The 18,707-nt window shown below is 32.9% G+C and carries 15 protein-coding genes; all 15 read right to left on the bottom strand.

The genetic code is table 11. The features are described from left to right. Window positions 1-3: 3 nt before the first annotated feature. Entirely contained in the window at window positions 4-1,962 is a 1,959-nt protein-coding gene (locus CN692_RS10715) for a VirB4 family type IV secretion system protein (protein WP_179874414.1), read from the bottom strand. Window positions 1,963-1,975: 13 nt separating this feature from the next. Then, on the bottom strand, window positions 1,976-2,614 hold the full coding sequence (locus tag CN692_RS10710; protein ID WP_098119155.1) for a hypothetical protein: 639 nt from the start codon (window positions 2,612-2,614) through the stop codon (window positions 1,976-1,978). After that, complete coding sequence (locus tag CN692_RS10705; RefSeq protein WP_098119154.1) at window positions 2,611-2,919, bottom strand: DUF5592 family protein; 309 nt, start codon at window positions 2,917-2,919, stop codon at window positions 2,611-2,613. Before CN692_RS10705 ends, CN692_RS10710 begins: the two co-directional genes overlap by 4 nt. Window position 2,920: 1 nt before the next feature. Next, window positions 2,921-5,044, bottom strand: coding sequence for a pLS20_p028 family conjugation system transmembrane protein (locus CN692_RS10700; protein WP_098119153.1), 2,124 nt, complete (start codon window positions 5,042-5,044; stop codon window positions 2,921-2,923). Continuing rightward, complete coding sequence (locus tag CN692_RS10695; protein ID WP_098119152.1) at window positions 5,044-5,472, bottom strand: hypothetical protein; 429 nt, start codon at window positions 5,470-5,472, stop codon at window positions 5,044-5,046. Before CN692_RS10695 ends, CN692_RS10700 begins: the two co-directional genes overlap by 1 nt. A 19-nt stretch (window positions 5,473-5,491) precedes the next feature. Next, window positions 5,492-7,933 (bottom strand): VirD4-like conjugal transfer protein, CD1115 family, encoded by a 2,442-nt coding sequence (locus tag CN692_RS10690; protein WP_098119151.1) that lies wholly within the window; start codon window positions 7,931-7,933, stop codon window positions 5,492-5,494. A gap of 206 nt (window positions 7,934-8,139) precedes the next feature. Next, a complete protein-coding gene (locus tag CN692_RS10685) occupies window positions 8,140-8,403 on the bottom strand; it encodes a hypothetical protein (protein WP_098119150.1) in 264 nt (87 codons plus the stop codon). 23 nt (window positions 8,404-8,426) lie between these two features. Beyond that, a complete protein-coding gene (locus CN692_RS10680) occupies window positions 8,427-9,539 on the bottom strand; it encodes a hypothetical protein (protein ID WP_098119149.1) in 1,113 nt (370 codons plus the stop codon). 80 nt (window positions 9,540-9,619) lie between these two features. Further along, window positions 9,620-9,847 carry a hypothetical protein gene (locus tag CN692_RS10675; protein ID WP_098119148.1) on the bottom strand — a complete coding sequence of 76 codons (228 nt, stop codon included), beginning with the start codon at window positions 9,845-9,847 and terminating at the stop codon, window positions 9,620-9,622. A gap of 520 nt (window positions 9,848-10,367) precedes the next feature. Continuing rightward, the gene (locus tag CN692_RS10670; protein ID WP_098119147.1) at window positions 10,368-10,607 is read right to left on the bottom strand and encodes a hypothetical protein; all 240 of its coding nucleotides are present in this window, start codon (window positions 10,605-10,607) and stop codon (window positions 10,368-10,370) included. Between the two features lie 77 nt (window positions 10,608-10,684). Then, window positions 10,685-11,026, bottom strand: a complete 342-nt coding sequence (locus tag CN692_RS10665; RefSeq protein WP_098119146.1) for a hypothetical protein — start codon at window positions 11,024-11,026, stop codon at window positions 10,685-10,687. Window positions 11,027-12,456: 1,430 nt separating this feature from the next. After that, window positions 12,457-13,038, bottom strand: coding sequence for a response regulator transcription factor (locus tag CN692_RS10660; RefSeq protein WP_098119145.1), 582 nt, complete (start codon window positions 13,036-13,038; stop codon window positions 12,457-12,459). Window positions 13,039-13,054: 16 nt separating this feature from the next. Further along, window positions 13,055-14,395, bottom strand: a complete 1,341-nt coding sequence (locus CN692_RS10655) for a sensor histidine kinase (protein WP_098119144.1) — start codon at window positions 14,393-14,395, stop codon at window positions 13,055-13,057. Between the two features lie 4 nt (window positions 14,396-14,399). After that, window positions 14,400-15,374, bottom strand: coding sequence for an alpha/beta hydrolase (locus CN692_RS10650; protein ID WP_098119143.1), 975 nt, complete (start codon window positions 15,372-15,374; stop codon window positions 14,400-14,402). Window positions 15,375-16,008: 634 nt separating this feature from the next. Next, a complete protein-coding gene (locus CN692_RS10645) occupies window positions 16,009-17,559 on the bottom strand; it encodes a primase C-terminal domain-containing protein (protein ID WP_098119142.1) in 1,551 nt (516 codons plus the stop codon). Window positions 17,560-18,707: the final 1,148 nt, after the last annotated feature.

Raw genomic sequence — 18,707 nt, 5'->3', positions numbered from 1 at the left:
GCATTATGCACCCCCACCAAACAAGTCTAATTCTTCTTTTGACACATCTACTTTTAATTTGATGTTCTTTACACCTGAGATACTTAAGAAGATTTCTCCTCTACTTAAATAAGGAATTTGAGCTAATTCACTCTCTGTTAATTGGTTCGCAAAGACTTCTTGTAGCTTCTTCAATGATTCGGAATCTTGTTCCGCAATGATTTTATATTGTGTTAAACGAAATAGATTTTTTACTTTTTCTGCTGCACCTATATCCGCATTTTCAGGTACAAAGTCAGTGATTAAGTGACTCGCAAAGAAGATGCCACCGAAATATTTACGTGCTTCCCTCATAAATCGTTCAATGTACTCCACACCATGTTCAGACCCTTTTCGAGTATTGATGATGTGATGAGATTCATCAATTAAGATCAAATAACGAATGGCATCTTCGAAGCGTAATTGCTTCTTATTAAATGCTCGAAACTGAGGAGAACCATTGTATAACATCCCTTCCCACAACATGTTCATGAGATTAAACAACTGCGCTTGAAAGATTTCCGGCTTCATCGCAGACAAGTGTCGAAGTGGAAATGAAGCGACTTTTTCTTTGTTAATATTTTCGATACTGGAATGACCATTAAATAGTTGGGCATAAGTCGTTACCATGTTATCAATGTTTAATTCAATATCACCTAATCGCTTAATTCGATCTTCACTTAAGTTCGTTCGAAAGACTTTTTTATCAAAATCACTGTATAATTCGTCTCGTACATACGAAAGAAAATCTGAAAAAATCGGATACTCAATTGCTTTTTTCTTTGTAATGTCAATCGGCCCATCTTCACTCCATAAATCTTTTAACACATATAAATTTCGTAAAAGATTTTCATATTCTTTAAGCTCTGTATCAGGAGCATTTGGATTTAAAAATCGATAAAAGACGTTTAATTTACTTAAATGCTGTCTAAAACTACCTTCTTCATTGACTTCACCATCTTCATCGATTGCAGTCGCATACACTTGAAGAGGATTAATTAACCCTTCACTACCATCTAATGCGACTATTTTACCTCCTAATTGTTTAACTAGCCCTTCAAATTCACCAGTAATGTCTAAAATGCGTGTATAGTAGCCTTTAATCGCATTATCTAATGCAACTTTCTTTAGTAATGTCGATTTCCCAGAACCCATTTTACCAATCATTAACGCATTGTAATGCTTTCTTCGATTGTCACTATGAAATAAATCCCAAATGACATTACCTTTTGTAGCTGTTGTCCCGTAATGAGTGCCGTAAGGATCATCTAATGATGTGAAATGAAAAGGATATCCACCTGCAAGAGAAAGAGATGGAATCTCTTTTCCTTTTCGTTTATTCGTATACTTCAACTGTGTCGAGTAACTTGTAAAAAGTCCCTCCCATTCATATTCTTGTTCATTTAAGAAGATACTTCCACGGAAGTTCTGAGCTTCTAAGTTTTCAATAACATCCTTTGTGTTTCTCTCAATTTCATCGAGTGTTTTTGCGCTAATATAGAGACGTAGATGAATTCGTTTCATGACTTCACCTTGTGTAATGGCATCATACATCTCACTTAACTCCTGGAAACTTTCCCTGGCATCGATACGATCAATATTATCTTTTGCAGTGGCGTGTCGAACGTTTTGTTCAGCCATCGACTTATTAATCGAGTCGACAATTTCTTTTCGATTAGGTGTTGAAATATCAATGGTCGCAACAACATTTGGCATGTTTAAAATCGGCTCTAACCACATATCACTGACTAATGTATTGTAATCATATACATGGATGCATGTTTCATAACCATCACCTTTTCGAATGAACGCTTCTTCAAATTTGATTCCACCTTGCGGTTGTATTTCAGCTACTAGATACGGATTGTAACCATTCCTTTCTTTATCTGTCAGATTTGTTTCCCTTTGTTTAAACCGTGAAAACACTGTTGTTAAAAATTTCATTTCATCCTCACCCTTACTTAGTCTTTGAATTTAAATTGTTCAGCTTGTACAAAATCGCTATCTTCTTCTCCTCACTTAAAAGACTAATTGGTGTTGTCCGTTGTAACAATCGTTCAACTTGAATGGCTTTATTCTTTAAAGTAAATTCACTTTCTGAATAAAGAAACAAGTAATATTCTCGATTCGTGCGATTTTTTTCAATAAATCGTAATTCCTCTAGCTTTTTCTTTAAAAAAGGAACATACAGTTGGTTATCTGTACGTTCTAGTTTTCGTTGGATATGTTGTTGTTGAATGGTTGTGTCGACAGGAAAGTTTAACGGTACAATCTTCATATCTTCTAAATACGACTGTAAGAAAAAGGCAAATGAATAGATGTTTAGATTTTTATCTTCTTCATTTAACGAATACACATCTTTTGTGGTTAACTGTAGAATCTCCATGAATTCGCCATTTCTCAGTTCAATAAATCCATTAGCTGTTAGATCAATCACTGGAATGATGTCTGCAATACTCTTTTTAATGATTGGTTTATCTTCTTTCTGTTCTTTCTTCATAATTATTTGACTTTCATCAAATATAGCTGGTGTACTCGTTACTGGATTATTTTTTTCAACGAGTGAAAGATTAACGGTCTTTTCATTCAAACTCACTGGTTCTCATTCCTTTCGTTCGTAGTTTCATCGATCGCACAATACGTCTCTTTTTTTCTTGAAGCAGCGATTAACACAGCTTGATACATCCGTTTTTGAGGGTTTGTGTATGGACGTAGTATAAAAACAAGTCCGACAATACCAACAAAGACATAAAAAAATTGTTTTAAGGAAGTTATAACGAGATTCCCCAAAACCATTGCCCCTAGTAATAAACCCATGATGAAAAATAGATCAAATAGGTAAATTGCTTTATTAATTTTTAATTCAGAAGTAACCTCTTTCGGAATCCGATAATTCGCCATATTATCTCTCCTCATTTCGACTATTTCGATGTTTATCTCGATAATTTGCGATGCTATTACGAAGCGCTGATCCAGTATTTTCACCTATCTTATATGAACGTTGAACACTTTGAACAGGTTTCGCTTGAGTGAATCGATCTCTTATCACTTGGCCAACATGTCTAGTTTCTTGCATAGGTTTACGACTATTGGCACTGCCTGGACTTATTTGTTGACCGTTTTGGTTTGATGAAACAGATGAATTTTTCATTGGCTCGTTTGTACGAACACTCGATGAAAGGTGATTATTTGTCGTTTGCGCTGGTTGACTATTATTCATTTCTTTCTGTAATCCACTTTGGACATTGGATTGTTCATCTGACCTTACACTTGCGATTGAATTTTCTTTATCCATTTCTTGATGTAGGCCATTAATTGAGGCATTTTCAACTGACCCTACTTGGCTTTCCATTTGAGAAGTTAAAGAATTATCACCACTTGCATTCATTTCTTCGTGTAAGCCAGTTGGTGAAGATTCGCCTCCCAATTGTCCTGGTTCGTTCGCCATTTCTGAAGATAATGAATTTACATCACTAGCATTCATTTCTTCATGTAAACCAATTGGTGTAGATTCCCCTAACTGCCCTGGTTGGTTTTCCATTTCAGAAGATGGTCTATTTACACCACTTGCATTCATTTCTTCATGTAGACCGATTGGCTGATTTGGATTATCATGTGCCTGTTGTTGATCCATTTCTTGTTCGAGGGATGAAGCAATTTGTCCCATTCCTGCATTCGCTTCTAAGCTAGCCTGTTCGTTATTTGTTTCATTTATTTGTTTGTCATCTTTACTATTTTGAGTTAAATCATTTTGATTGTTCATCGTACCATTAGAATCTTCATTAGTTGATAAATTCATTTGATTCGATGATAGTCCTTTCGCAGCACCAGCCATACTTGCAACTGTATTAGCACCACCTTGTGCCAAAGACTTTGTTAAACTTGTAATACCTTTAACTCCTTTACTCATACCTTTCGCAGCACCATATGCACCTGCAAGTGCTCCCCAACCTGATTTGAGACCTGCATCAATTCCAAATAATCGCTCAACGATATTTGGCCCATCAACCACAGCTAAAGAGAATGAGAATAATGCAATTACATAGGCAATTCCATCAAGTTTTTGCGTAATAAAACCAGTTCCGATTGTATAAATCTTAAGCGACATAAATATCATGATGGTTGTAATAAAGATATTAAGGATATTTTGAATAACTTGTTTCGTCTTTTGGCCTGAATGGATATCGGCTGGCGCAATGATGGTAGCCAGTACATAATTGAATGTTAATTCAAAAAATAACTTAGCTAACTTAATCGCAATTGTCAGCATGGTAAACGCCATAACCCCTAACGTGATCGCAATCGTCCAAAAGTTCCAATCCCAACGGTAATAATTTTCATCGAACGTGAACAATCCTTTATCTAATTCGACTTCTTTTGGTGTACCACTGTCTCCGTAACTAAGTTTATTTTCAAAAACATACTGCCCGTTTTGACTCAATTCTTTATTATTATCAAATTGAAAATCTTTATCAATTGGTTCTGTTATCGAAATGTTTAATATATTATCTTTTGGAATCTTATTTGGTTTATCTAAATTCACTATTTCCCAATTAGTTAAATCGTATTGTGAAACATCCGTTATGTTGTCCTTTACAATTTGTTTCGCAATGGATTGAGTACCTGAAATTCCAAAACCTTCAATTGCCTGGTCTGTAAATTTATTTGTCTTTTCCATCCCTGTTCCTAAAATTGTAAAAACAACAAGAGACATAAAGATATTCACTACAATGGCTTCTCGATTCACTTTTTTTTGAAACATTATTAAATAACCTAAATATAAAAGAGAAAAAGCCATTAACGTAATCGATAATGGCTTTAAGAGATCAATTAGATCGTGTATTTGATTGTCTGTGAAAAATAATTTTAACTTTAAAATGGAATCCGTTACATTCGATAGTGAATCAACTAACCAAACTAAACCATTAATAATTAACCATCCAATAATTCTAAACATATAATTAATTGGATTTGAAATTTCTAGATGGTCTGAGAATTTTAATAGAATTTGGACCGTTTCATTCATTACTCATTCTCCTTCACATCTTGAAGAAATTGATTGATAGCTAAATCTACTTGTTCTTTTTCAAATTTCTCAAGATCTACAGTAGATTTTACGGTACCTTCTTTATAGTAAACAATCGTTCTAGATATTTGATGAATATATTTGCTATAAAGATCTAAACCACCATCAATAACATAAACATTAAAATGTTTTTCCTTCCCCATTTTAGTTAATTGATCTAAATATCGTTTTTCTTGTTCAGGAAACGGACGCTTTACATAAACAAATCCGTCTTTTTTACCATCTACAAACTGTTGATACTCTTTTACATCAATATTAATGATTTTTCCCTCTCCATTAAAAGGGGGCTTCCCGCAAGCTGTTAAAATGATGGTTAGTAAACAGAGTCCTATCATCGCTGTTAGTAGCTTGCTAATCTTTTTTTTCACTTTTCCTTACCTCCAGTAGTTAACTATTTTCATATTCATTAATTAAAGCTTTGTATTTATCAATCACTGCCGTATAGATATTCATCTTGATTTGATTCGTTTCTCGTAAATTGACTAGTAAATCATTAAAATCAAGAATATTCATAGTCCGAATATCACTTTCATGTTTTTCAATGAAAGAAATTAAGCTATCACCTTTGAAAAACGTTTGAATATCCATTTGTCGCCAATCTGTTAGTTTAGGCTCTTCAGGATCTGACGTATCAGGTTGGTGGGGTTCTTCTTGGTTCGATTTAACATATTGGCCAAGTTTCTCATCTAAAGCTTGAAATACTTCCTCAACAGGGTTTCGATTACTTCCGTTAAAATTAATGATTAATTTCTTTAAATTCACATCTGCATGCAAGCAACGAATATCAATGTCATTGATTGATTTGTTCGTATCAAAGTCCTCAGATAGGTACTCCCATCTATACTTCATTGCCGTTTCTTTCGAATTAAAGATTGGATAAGGTGTAATACGGTTTCGATTTAAATCTTGCCGTTTGATAATCCGAATAATAACGGTTTCAGCTTCTTGAAGTTGCATTAACTCTACTGATGTCAATAATCTTCTTCCATCTACACTCTCTGTTTTACTTTTATCGAACGATAACGTATGACCACTACGGCTCTTTGTAGTAATCGTTCTTTCTCCTAATTTTTTCGAGATCCGTTCTGCAGTCGTTTCGTCTGTTGTTAGAATGTAGATGGTATTATTACAGTTACCATCAATTGTTTCCGAGGCATCTCCATATTTCGTTTTTAATTGACTATATGCTTGTATAATTAAGTTAAATCGAATACCACGACCTAAACAAACTGTTAAGTTCGTATCCATATTTGGAATTGTCGGCATATTACCGAATTCGTCTAATATGAAAACTACTTCTCTCAAACATTTTCCACCCTTTGTGACAGAGGCATTAATGGATAACTCTGTATAAAGTTGAGTAACAAATAGAGAAGCAATGACATGAAGTGAAGGATCTGAGTCGGGTGTTATCATAAATACAGCAATCGGTTTTTGATAGGAGTCGATTTTTTGAATTCGAATGACTTCACTCGCACCTTCATAAGTAAATTCTACTATTCCTTCTTTATCAATTGATGTAACCATTACATCTAATGAACGATCCTTTTCCTTTTCTCTAAATACAATTGTCTCTCCATTTTCGATAGTGTTCGTGTAGTTCAATTCAAAGTTACCATTTGCATCGGTCCGTATCGATTCGATTTCACCATTTGGAAACTCCATATTAATACGTGTTAATGGTTTTGAAGTTCCAACAACTGTTCGACCAAATCCCACCTTCTTTAAATCAAAGCTACTCTTAGTTGTCATCTTTGCAACGTTATCAATTGTAAAGATACTTAATTTTGAGGATGTATTTGAGAAAATTCCTCCCCTTGTATTACCAGAAGCGAAATTTGATGTAGCATACTGCATTTTGGCAGCACTATCATTTGGTAAGTTTCTAAAATATAAATCTAGTGCATTGTCTTCTGAACCATCATTATATTTGATTGTTTTACCACCTAACGTATTTAACATGTTCGCAACGGAATACATTGTAATTTGATCTTCCCTTCCTTCTTTAATACATTTATCACAAATTGCTAATATTAAGGAATTACAAAGTGAAATAGATGAGTTTTGCCAAAATGGATCTTTCGAATTCGGATCATTAAACAACATAAAACTAACTGAGTTTGCACTTTGTTGTGCTTGAGCATAGTTACCTTGTTTATAGTGTTTAATCACTAGCTGAAGAATTTGGTAAGACATACTCTGTAGAGGATCTAATAGATTAAGTGCTTCGACATGATAACCTCGTTTTTCTAAAGTATCTTTTGAAGCTGCAAGCAATTCTCCTTTTGGATCATTTAGTATCATTGACGCCTGTTTTTCGGCGCGGCTATATAGATCTATTGTTGAAAAAACAAAGGTCTCCCCTTTACCAGAACGAGTTGTCCCGATTATTAAATTATTTACTGGTGAATCATCTATAAAAATTTTATCCTGGTACCGAGAAACTGGAATCCCTCCTCCACCTGGGAACTTTTCTTCTTTCTCAGGTACTGCTCGATACTGTTTTTGTAATTCATCTAAAGTTGTAAACCGTGATGTCCCTTTCTGCCCTTTTTCTAACGAAGCAAAGTTCGAACGAATCTTGTAAACTACAATACTTGCACAAAAAATTGCAAGACACATCAATAAAAAATAGAAAAAGATATTTAACTGAAACGAAAAAAAGTCTTTTACTTCAAGATGGGGTGTATGGGGATGACCGAAGTCAGTTAAAGACTGTAAAAGTGAAACGACAGCATTACCAACCATTGTTGATAAAAATAAGACAATTAAACAAGTCCCTATCCAAATACCAATTAATGTATTTTTTTTTTCAAAATATTTTAACATAGGCTCTCCTTCTGTAAATGTCAAAATGGAAACTATAATATCAAGTTTCTTAAGTTTTTGTTTTATACTGATGATACAATTCAATATAGAAATTGTTAGTAATAGCCAATAAACAAAGAAAGGAGCAGTGTGATAACATTTGGTTACCCAGAATTTAACGACTATATAAATTATAAAATCTTGAATTATGAAAATTTATATTTCTCTCAATACCTTCGTATATTCCAAACGATTTTATCTGCACTTTCTTTATTAATCATCAGACCAAGGATCGAGTTTGTGACATCAATTATTGCTACATGCGAATTTATTGGGTCGATGTAATTTGACGTAATATATCTACTTGCCTCGTCCACCGAATTTGCGTGAAATATGAATACTAAATTTTTACATATAACCATAAACACCTTGTCAGTCATTGCATATTCATCTTTAATAATTGATGTTGAGAAATTAAACGGAACTTTCATATAACAGTCACAATCTTTATTACTTAAATTGACACTAATTGTTTTTGCAATCCATTTTTCCTATCTGTTAGTTTCTTGACGTCATCATTCTTTTTACTTTCCTTTGATATGGAAATTGCCTTATCTATATCTTTTAATTGCTTTGTTAAGTCTTCATATTTGGTAATTTTTTGTTTTAATTCTTCATTATTATTGTTCGATAACTCGGTTTTTGCTCCTTGAATGTTACTGGTTTTGAGATAAGCATGTGTTTTCATCTCACTTCTTTTTACAGTCATTTCAACCTTTGTTAGCTTAAGTAAATCCGTATATTTCTTATCTGCAAACAATAAATCGAATTTCCCTTCATCTGTAGGAAAACTAGCATTATATTCTCTCAGTTGATTGATACTGCATTTGGTTGAGATCAATGTTTCTACGAAACCAAAATCATTTTTATAGAGATCTACTACATCTTTGTATTTTTTTTGATCTAACAGTAATTTGGCATACAACTGAGTTTGCTCTTTTGTTAAATCTTTTTTAAGTTTATCAAAATAATTTAGTATACTCGCATTATCACCGAGTAGCGCATGTTCATACTGATTTATTATTTTCGTTTGTTCTTTTACTAGATTGGTTTGTTTCTGTACATCATGTTTACCATTGCTAATTACTAAACTCATAAACGTAGCTGTTCCAACTAAAGTTAGTGATACAATCCCTGCAATTGAATAGATTGTACGTCTTTGCCACTTTTTTAGTTTTGATATTCTACTTTGATCCAGACCAATTAAATGAACATGCTCATTTTTTTCTGCTAATTTAAAGATATCTGGAAGACAATCTTCCATTTTAGACAAAAGGATTAACTTATCTTGTTCGTGCTGTTTATTGATTTTCATTTGTTCAAGATTTTGTTTAATATGTTGGTAAAGATTTGGGGCTTTATAGGATCCAAACTGAAACGTTCCTGTGTAGATTGGCGAACCATCACTATCTTTTTCAATTAAATAGAAATGGCCGGCTAATTCCTTTTTTTCTTCTCGACAGACTTTTTCGAGTTCTGCAGATTTCTGTACGGCTTCAATAAAATCGATTTTCTCAGATTTTTGAAACATCTTATGATTCAATTGGGTAAATACTACTTGTAGCATTTAGTTCACATCCTTTTCATTAAAAAGAATAGATACACAAAATTTTGTGTATCTATCAGATTTGATTTTTACTATTGATCTTAGAATCGAATGTTGCTGTTGATACCTTGCGCTAGTGCATAAGCACCCATAACAACAATCAAACCAACCGTAGCACCAATAAACCAACCCTTGGCCTTCGGTCGTCCACTATCTCCACCTAACATAAGGTAATACCCCCCGACACATAGTGCAATCGCAGCACCTATGATTCCACCACCTTGTAACCATTTTAAAATTGCTAAACCAGTTGTATTTAATAAATCCATACAAATTCCCTCCTACAAATAATCTTTTTGTCCCATTTGAATGACAAGTGGTTAATGGAATAATCGGGTCATCCTTCTTATCTTCTTAGCCTCAATATAATCTGACGAAATAACAGGTCTTTCAATTACTTGATAGATGAAAGTCTTTTCTTCATTTGAGAGATAAACAAAATCCCCTATTTTACCCGATCAAGTGGGCTAAATAAGAGATCTGGATATTTCATATGATGTAAAGCTAAAGTATAGTTTCCTTTTCCCTTTGTTTAATTCGGTTTTAGGGTACCAGCTCCTGCCAAAACACCTTTAATAACTGGCAGTCTCAACTTCACTCTCTGTATGTCAACTGCCCAATAACGGGTAAAGTCTTTCTTGAGGCAGTTATAACATCTTTTGTTGTAATATTTTTAATTTCATCAAAATTATAGGTTACCTTAGCCTGATCATTTTTGGCTTTTACTTTAGTCTGAATGAATATAAGATTCCTATAATAATTAAATAGGAACCAAACCTAATTTACTTTTTATCCATTTTCTCTTACTTCATACTGTTTATTTTCTAATACATCCACTTCTTGTTTAGTTGAAGAAAATTTTTCTTTTAACACCAATAATTGTTCAAATGCTTTTTCACTATTTTCCACAATATAGTTTTGATGTTGCTGGTATAACCATTCGTTATATTCTTCCCCTAATACTGACATCAACTTTTCCATTTTTTCTTTTTGTTTCTTTAGTTCTTTCAAATTAATTGTTTCCGACATCAAAATTCTCCTTTCTAACTTAAATAGCAAAATAAATAAGCACCGATGAAACGCTGCTATAATTACAAGTATTCAATTTATGAGGTCATGAATTGTATTAAGCGACTTGTTTCTTGTTTCGATAATAACAAGATTCGATCATTAATACCTTGTGTACTATATGGTTTTACATCAAGGTATTGAACTTGATCCGCAGTAAAGGCTGTAGCGTTATCATCACTAGCATTTGTTACAATGAAAGTCTTATTCGGTTCTCTTTTCATCCACTCAGAAAACCCTATTAATAACTGTGTTGCTGTAAATTGACCATTCAGTTCGAGGACGACATTAAGTGGTTTTATCATTCCTTTCGCAGATGTCGCTTTTCGAATAAAACGTAATCGATATTTTTTATTTGTTACTTCTTTTGGTATTGCCATTTTATTATTTCTCCTTTCATTTATTTTGTATTTGCGTGAAACTGACTTTCAATTTCAACAAATGCATACTTTGTATAACTTCCCATTGGCCCAGGATCAATACCTCACCCTCTTTTAGACAAAAATAATAGCCCTGCTTTTTCAGTGGACTGAGTTTCATACTCATCTTCATAACGCCTTTCCAGTTTTGAAGTTTTTCTTGATGAATGAGATCCTTGTATTAATCCCTCTAAAAGTATGGGAAACTTATACAAAAATCTAATAAATGGTTGTCTTTTAATCGATCGAATGTGCAAACAGGCATTGTCATCGCGTTTCTAACCAATCATTATCAAACAAAATCACGTTCAAATTATTGAAATTAAATGAAAAAACCTATAGAATTAAGTTTCCTAAGTTTAATTTTATAGAGTTTTTTGTTTAATCAATTAATCACGTAACATAACCATTCGTTATAGAATACTGGTTAATTGTGCGGGCATCTAACCCAACCTCACATCATGCCCTTGACGACTTGCGTCTAAGGTTAATTTTTAGTTGTTGGTTTTCAGGGACCAACAACTCAAAACAACCCACAGCGTAACCGAGTGCCTTCATTGATAAAGGTGAGAAGACATTACCTTTAGCTCTTCTTATTCTTTTATGAATGAACTGATATGAAAAAAAAGATAGCGCATTTTCCTATTTCTAGGAAAAAGCGCTATCTTCATTCCTACTGAGTACACAAAATGTATATATTTCACCATAAAAAGATTAATCACTTTTATGAAAAAATATACTACTTTCCCCCATAATCTAACTAAATAGACTATGATAATCTAGGGTTATCATGTACAATTTTGGAATGAGACAAAGTTACCTAGCAACTCTTATTTGCTATGGAAACTATAAGATTGAGTGCTTCCAACACTTATTCTTACTGTCTCATTTTTTATATTTCACAGGTTCACTGTTTGTTTCACATCTTTATGGAAATCACTACATATATTTTCCAATATTGTAAGTTCTAAAAACGAGAAATCTGCACAACTATATTTTCTAAAATAATCGAACAAACATTCTTATTTGTATATTTCTTTTCATTAGGTAAAAGTATCCAAGTCTTTATTTTTCAATAAAGTTTGCAACTTATACTACCTATTTTAAACTATGTATATAGAATGTTAGTTCTAGAATTATTATACAACCGTTTATAATTCAGATAATTCCGGAATTTAAATTTGAAATTTATTTATAAACCCATTTTTTCCCATGAAAAATCTTAATTTCCATGCGAAAGTGAACATATTATAATTTTTTTAGAACTACATATACCTAATCTTATACTTCACCTCATTTCTATAAATAAGGTTAGCATGTAGAAAATAATTTGGGGAGGGTTAAAAAATTAACCCTCCCCAATCAGCTACAAATATTGTATAATAAAATGCTTATTTTTCTATTTTTTTTCTAATATTCTTAATTTGAAGTTTTATCGTCTCCACTGATTTATATAAAATCGAAGCAATCTCATTTTTCTTTAAACCTTTTTCTTGCAATTCGTACACTTCTCGTTCACTTTTAGTTAATTTCTTAATTCTTCTTTCTTTCAATAATTCAGATAAAACAATGTTTGTAGCGTCAGAATGAAGACTAAGATTATTTTGATAAGCTTCTTTTATTGCGTTTGGTATATCTCGAAAAGACTTTTTTGCAACATAGTTCATTATACCTTTATCAAATGCATTGAGGATGGTATCTTTATCTTCCCACGAAGTTAACATAATGATTTTACAAAAATTCTTGCTTCTTAAATAATCAGCAATTTCAATTCCTTCGAATTTCTTAACATTATCTGTCAACGAAAGATCTAATAATGCAACATCAAATTTCGTACAATCAACATTTAAGGCAGCTTCTTTAGTTGTTACTTTCTCAACAACAACTATATCATTTTCTCTTTCTACTAATTTGCATAAACAATCCATCCAAACAGGATCATCTTCTACAATTAACAATCCAATTTTATTCATTACTAACACCCCTAGCCTATGCTATACTCCGAAATTCAATTTTTCTTTTAATCGGAAATTTAAGCATTACAGCAGTTCCATTGTGTAGATTACTTCTAATCAGTAGCTTTCCATTAAGGCGCTGCATTACATTAAAACAATACGTTAATCCTAGCCCATAACTATCAACTTTACCTTTTGTAGAGAAAAATGGATTTAACACAAGGGACATGTTTTCTTTGCTAATACCAGTTCCTGTGTCAATAATATCAACGTATATATATTTTTTATCACGATAGACATTAATCGTTATTTTTCCAGATTCTTTAATTGCTTCAATTGCATTTTTTAGAATATTTAACAGCATTTCTCTAAAATGAACTGAATCACCTTTCAATTTATAATCCAGTTTGTAATCTTTATGAATGATTATTTCTTTTAGCAACGGTGTTAAGAGTAAGATACTTTCTTCAATAACATCGTTTATCCAGAAGAAATCTATTTTATAATCAACAACATCTAACTGAGATTGAACTCGTGTAGATAAATCCATAATATGATTAATTGATTTTTTCGTTAAATTCATATTATTAAGTGCTTCTTTATCGTTCTCTACTATTTTTCCTTCTAATTGTTCGATCAAGTAATCAATTTTGGCAATTTCATTTTTAATTGTATGATTGAAAACTGCTGTACCTGAAACAGCGCTTTTAACCATTAATTCACTTCGATCACTCTCAATTCTAATTTTAACACCTAGAATACCATAGCGTATGCCATAATAAACGAATAATAGAAATTGGACTCCAATGATTAAAGGATTAAAAAAATCCCAAGTTCCTGATATACCGAATGCCTCCAAAATAAAATTTGTAATCATAGACATGGAAATCATCGGTATCACATAAATACAAGTCAACATTTTTTTCTGCTTAAGTATTGGATTATTTTCTTTCAATACTGTATAGACCAATAAACTAATACATGTAAACATATATGGAACAGCCCATGTCGATATAATTTTAAAATTCACTTTAAAATCAGGATAGTATTCGATGTGGAAATACATATATATTACTGGAAGAAAGCATAAAATTTTGCAGATTCTTTTTAGTTTTTTTTGTTTAATGATACCCGAATACAGCAAACCAAATATCAAACTGGTATACGGAACCAAAAAATGTGAAGTAGATGTAAAAAAAGCATCTGCATATTTGATCCATTCTGGACGATTCATCCCTCTGCCCATCAATGCCCCTATTCCACCAAACATACCAACAAACGCTAAATAACTAGCCCAACGAATCACTTCATTTTGATAATTCTTCCAAAATAAAGTGATTCCCATAATTACAAGTACAATTACGAGCATGAACATTAGCTCACCTCATTGATCTATTTTGCAAGAAAGCCATAACATCTTTCGCAATCTTATTTCGCTTAAGAACAATACCTGAATGACCGCAATTGTATATAATTCTTGCTGGTTTATTCCAAGCATTCCACAATACATTTGCATCTTCAATATCTACATATTGATCGTTTTTAGCAGAAAGTAATAAAATATGATCCTGCTTTAATTTCGGAGAAACTAAACTTGGTTCAATAATTTTTAAGTGTTCAGCTATTTCTTGATATCGAACTCTATTTTCTAACAGTTCTTTTTTGATAAATTTTCCTGGATCCGTATTCCATATCGTATGTGCAAGAGAGTTAACATAAAATATAGACACCATTGCATCTACCTGCTCTTCAACAGTAACAAGCAAATTTGTAATAAATCCGCCTAGACTAAGACCCACTACAAAGATTGGTCCTTGTTGTCTTTCCTTGATTGCGTGAATAAAAGACCTTAAATCTACAACTGCTTGTCTAACTGCTTGCAATGTGCGTTCAATATCTGCACTCACCATATATTCACCACTAAATGATGACTCAAATGGCTTTCTTTGCAAATGATAAGGTAAAGTATAATAATACATATTCCACTGATGTTTCTTCATGTGTTGTTGAAACATTTTTATTAGACGATCATTCGATTTCATTCTCCATCCATGTACAAAAATAACATTTGGTTGTTCTTTATTCTCCTGTTGTACAAATTCCCCAGTAACAAAGTCGTTACAGGTATCACCTACCGGAATAGTACTCTGAAATTCAAAAAATCCCGTATTATACCCTTCCTCGATTTTATGTGTAGTAAAAGTTACATTTGGAACTGAATAAGTATTATAAAACTCGTTTCTATTCCTTTCTTCAACATGCTCCTGAAAAGGAGTATATTGTGAAACGTTACTTATGTTTTTATGAAAATTTCGTAGTGCATAACGATCAATCATTTTTGAAAACAAATCCATACCTCCTAGCTGGCGTTTATATTCCCATATAGTAAGATTCAATATATATAATATATCGCTTTCAGATTTTAAAATAATCTTTATTTTAAAAAATTACTAATCATTTTTTTGAAAACTACTAATATAAAATAAACTTAATAAAATATATTTCATAAATGTATGTTCTTAAATATTTCCTGAGCCCACAGATTCATACGAAAGCGCTACATCTAGTGTAAAAGAATCTTGTTTTGTGTATTAAATGAAATCTAGTAAATAAGCCACTATTTACTATTGAAGTTACCTTAAAATTCAAATTCCTCTTCCTTACGCAAATCCCACTAAAGTTCAGCAGAAAAACCCCTACAATCACTATCTATTTTTATTTTGGTAACACCAATCACTTTTTCACAATTAAATTATTGTTATTTAAACTAACTATTTAACAGAATGAATAAAATTATACAATTTCATTTACCGAACTTCATCTACCAAGTAATAAACCACTAACACTACCTTCAAGTATATATCACACAATACAATCTAACTAAGCATAAGTTCCACAGCTAGAATTGTACAAAAGAAATAACAAGTAAGCAATAAAACCCAACCAAAGGAGAATATAGATATGTAAGGGCAGACTGGCTTATTAATTCTAACCTGTATTTTGCGCAGGTGGAGATGTACCAGCGCGATAAATGAGATCTAGTTCATCCCAAAGTAACTTAGCTTCCACAAATGGACTGACAAGTTGGTGTTTAAATAGATTTAATTCAGGAAAAAGTTCAGCAAATGTTAATTGGGCATTTCTAACTTGTTCCTTACGTAGTAGTAACAGTCTTTTAAAGAGCATAGATCGGCTAGCTACTTTCGTGATCGCTCCACGCCCTTGACCAATTGTATATTTTTTTAGTTTACTAGCGCGCTTTAGAACTTCTTTTAGAGATGATACTGCCATTCCAAAGGTTTCAGCAAGCATCTTAAATGAGCCCTCTAAAAATGGCTTTTCGGGGCTTGTCCTAGCATCTAAAAAGGCAACGATATCTTCTTCCCATTCGTTATAATGAGAACGTACTCGCTCCTCGCGGGGTTTTTTAAACTTATACCAACCTTCTCTTCCAGAAAATTGAGCTTGTCCATCTGTCCATAATTCAAGTAACCCCTCAACATAAGAACGTTTTGCACCTTTATACTTCCCAGAATACGCACTTTTTAATGTACGCTCAAATTCACTTTTTGATAAAGGTTGCTCTAAATTACTATTAAATTGGTCCAGTTCATCATATGCCTCTTCAAACTCTCTTTCACTAGCATAATTGGCAATTGCCATCGTCAGAAGAGCATTATTACGGCTGGCTCCATGATGCCCTTTTTCAATATCCGTTGCACGGATAAGTGCATGATACCAGTCTGAAGACGTTTGATCGAATGCAGATGTATACTTATTGTAAACAACACGCAAGAAGGACCTATTTTCTTGTTCATCAAACTTTTTTGACCATGAAAGCAATTGATTCGTGCTTGTCGGTACTTCGTAAAAATCAAGTGTATTATCCTCTCTTGGTATACGATAAAAACCAAACGGTACACACGCTGTATCAATTGGGACATACTTACTTAATGCTTTCCGTATATTTTCTGATAAACGCTCTGCTATTCGGATTGCCTTGTAATCTTTGTTTATATGGATATAAAATGGTGTGTCCAGGACAAAAAAAGCTTGAAATCCCCTTGGAGTTTCCAATAAGAGATTTGGGCGTGGTAGTCCTAATTCTTCACAGCCTAAATAAAGGGCATACAAATCGACGTTTTTAGTGTCGATGTCAAACCCAATCACATTAATCTGTTTAAGATTTTCACGTGTGTGCCCCTTAATCACTCGATTTTTGAAATCGTAATATGAACCACCTCGGTAGGTGTTCGGTGTCCAGTGTGACAATTGCTGATAACGGTCCTGCAACGCTTCATAAGAAGTGACAACATAGCCTTTACCATTAATAAGGTCTTCTTTAGAAGGCGACACGAATACTGCCCCTTTACGGTACGGATTATTCTTTTCAACTTTCTCGTAAGCTACAACTCTATCAAATGGTGCACGAGATCCTTTTACCTTATATAAATGCAGGCTGTTATGGGTCATGAATTGCATGATTTCAACTGGTGAAATGACACCGCTTATTTTGTGATCTATCTCATGTACTTCCATTTCGTACACCTCCTTTATATGGATATAAGAATGCTAGAATAATTTGTTGAAATAAGTATATCGAAATCGATTTTTGAAAAAGGGTGCTCTCTAAGCAAAATGCACCAAAAAAATAAGCCCCTTGAAGCTTAGAGCCCCAAGGGGTTTTGAAAATGTTGGAAATTTTTTTCTATGCAGGTTCCGCTGATATTTTGCACCAAAAAAGCAGAAAATGAACCAATTTTGATAAAAGATAATTTTTATCAAAATAGAAGAAACCCTCTCCTATCAATCGTTTCAAGGATTCTCTCTAAAAAATTACTAAACAGGTTCCGCTGATACAACTGTGTCAGTGGTGCATTTCTCGTACACAGGTTCCGCTGTTTATTCAACAATATCACTGAGAGAACGATGTATTATTTTATTAAATTAGCTCATGAAAAGTAAAAAACTGTCGATGTACCAATGTTTCCCTAGGTATACAGGTTCCGCTGACTTTCTTTTTAAATGCACCAAAAATGGAGCAATCCATTAGAAATTAGTACACAGGTTCCGCTGACTCTCTAAATAATGCACCACTAATGGACCTATTCTACAGAAATTAGTACACAGGTTCCGCTGATAGACTTTAAAATGGTGCATTTTAAATGGTTAAATGAAATAATACTTAAGCTAACCTGCATTAGCCATCCATGAACCCTCAGATTCACAACTACTATGGAAGTTTATATCGCACTTCCATAGTAGTTGTAGAAAAAAACACTTCCCTTTATTTCTTCGCCAATTTTCTGTGTAAAATGCATTATTCTGATTAACGGACTTGCCAACTTGGTATAAAATTTTCCTAATTGTTCAATTAAACATTCTTCAAATTTTCAGTGACATTGAAACGATAGACCATGCTACCTGATCATTCACTATGTATTTCCGAGACTTTTTCAAAGCACAGGACACCGTGAAAGCTACTACTTACTCTGGACGATTTAAAGATTCCTTTGTAGCCTCTAAGTTCCCACTCTTTCCTTAAGGGCGAATTTAAAGCGTAAAAAGTAAAATGAATAGATCAATAGAATAAATTTTTCTAGGTGACTTGTTGTAGCAAGGCACTCTCAAAAATGCTAATCAGTGGGCAGGACACCCACTTCTTTCCCATTACTAATCTATTTTTA

It is taken from the genome of Bacillus sp. AFS002410, from assembly GCF_002556365.1.
In the GTDB taxonomy this organism is placed as follows: domain Bacteria; phylum Bacillota; class Bacilli; order Bacillales; family Bacillaceae_G; genus Gottfriedia.
Note: the sequence above shows the minus strand (reverse complement) of the source record. Positions and strands in the feature narration are given on the sequence as shown.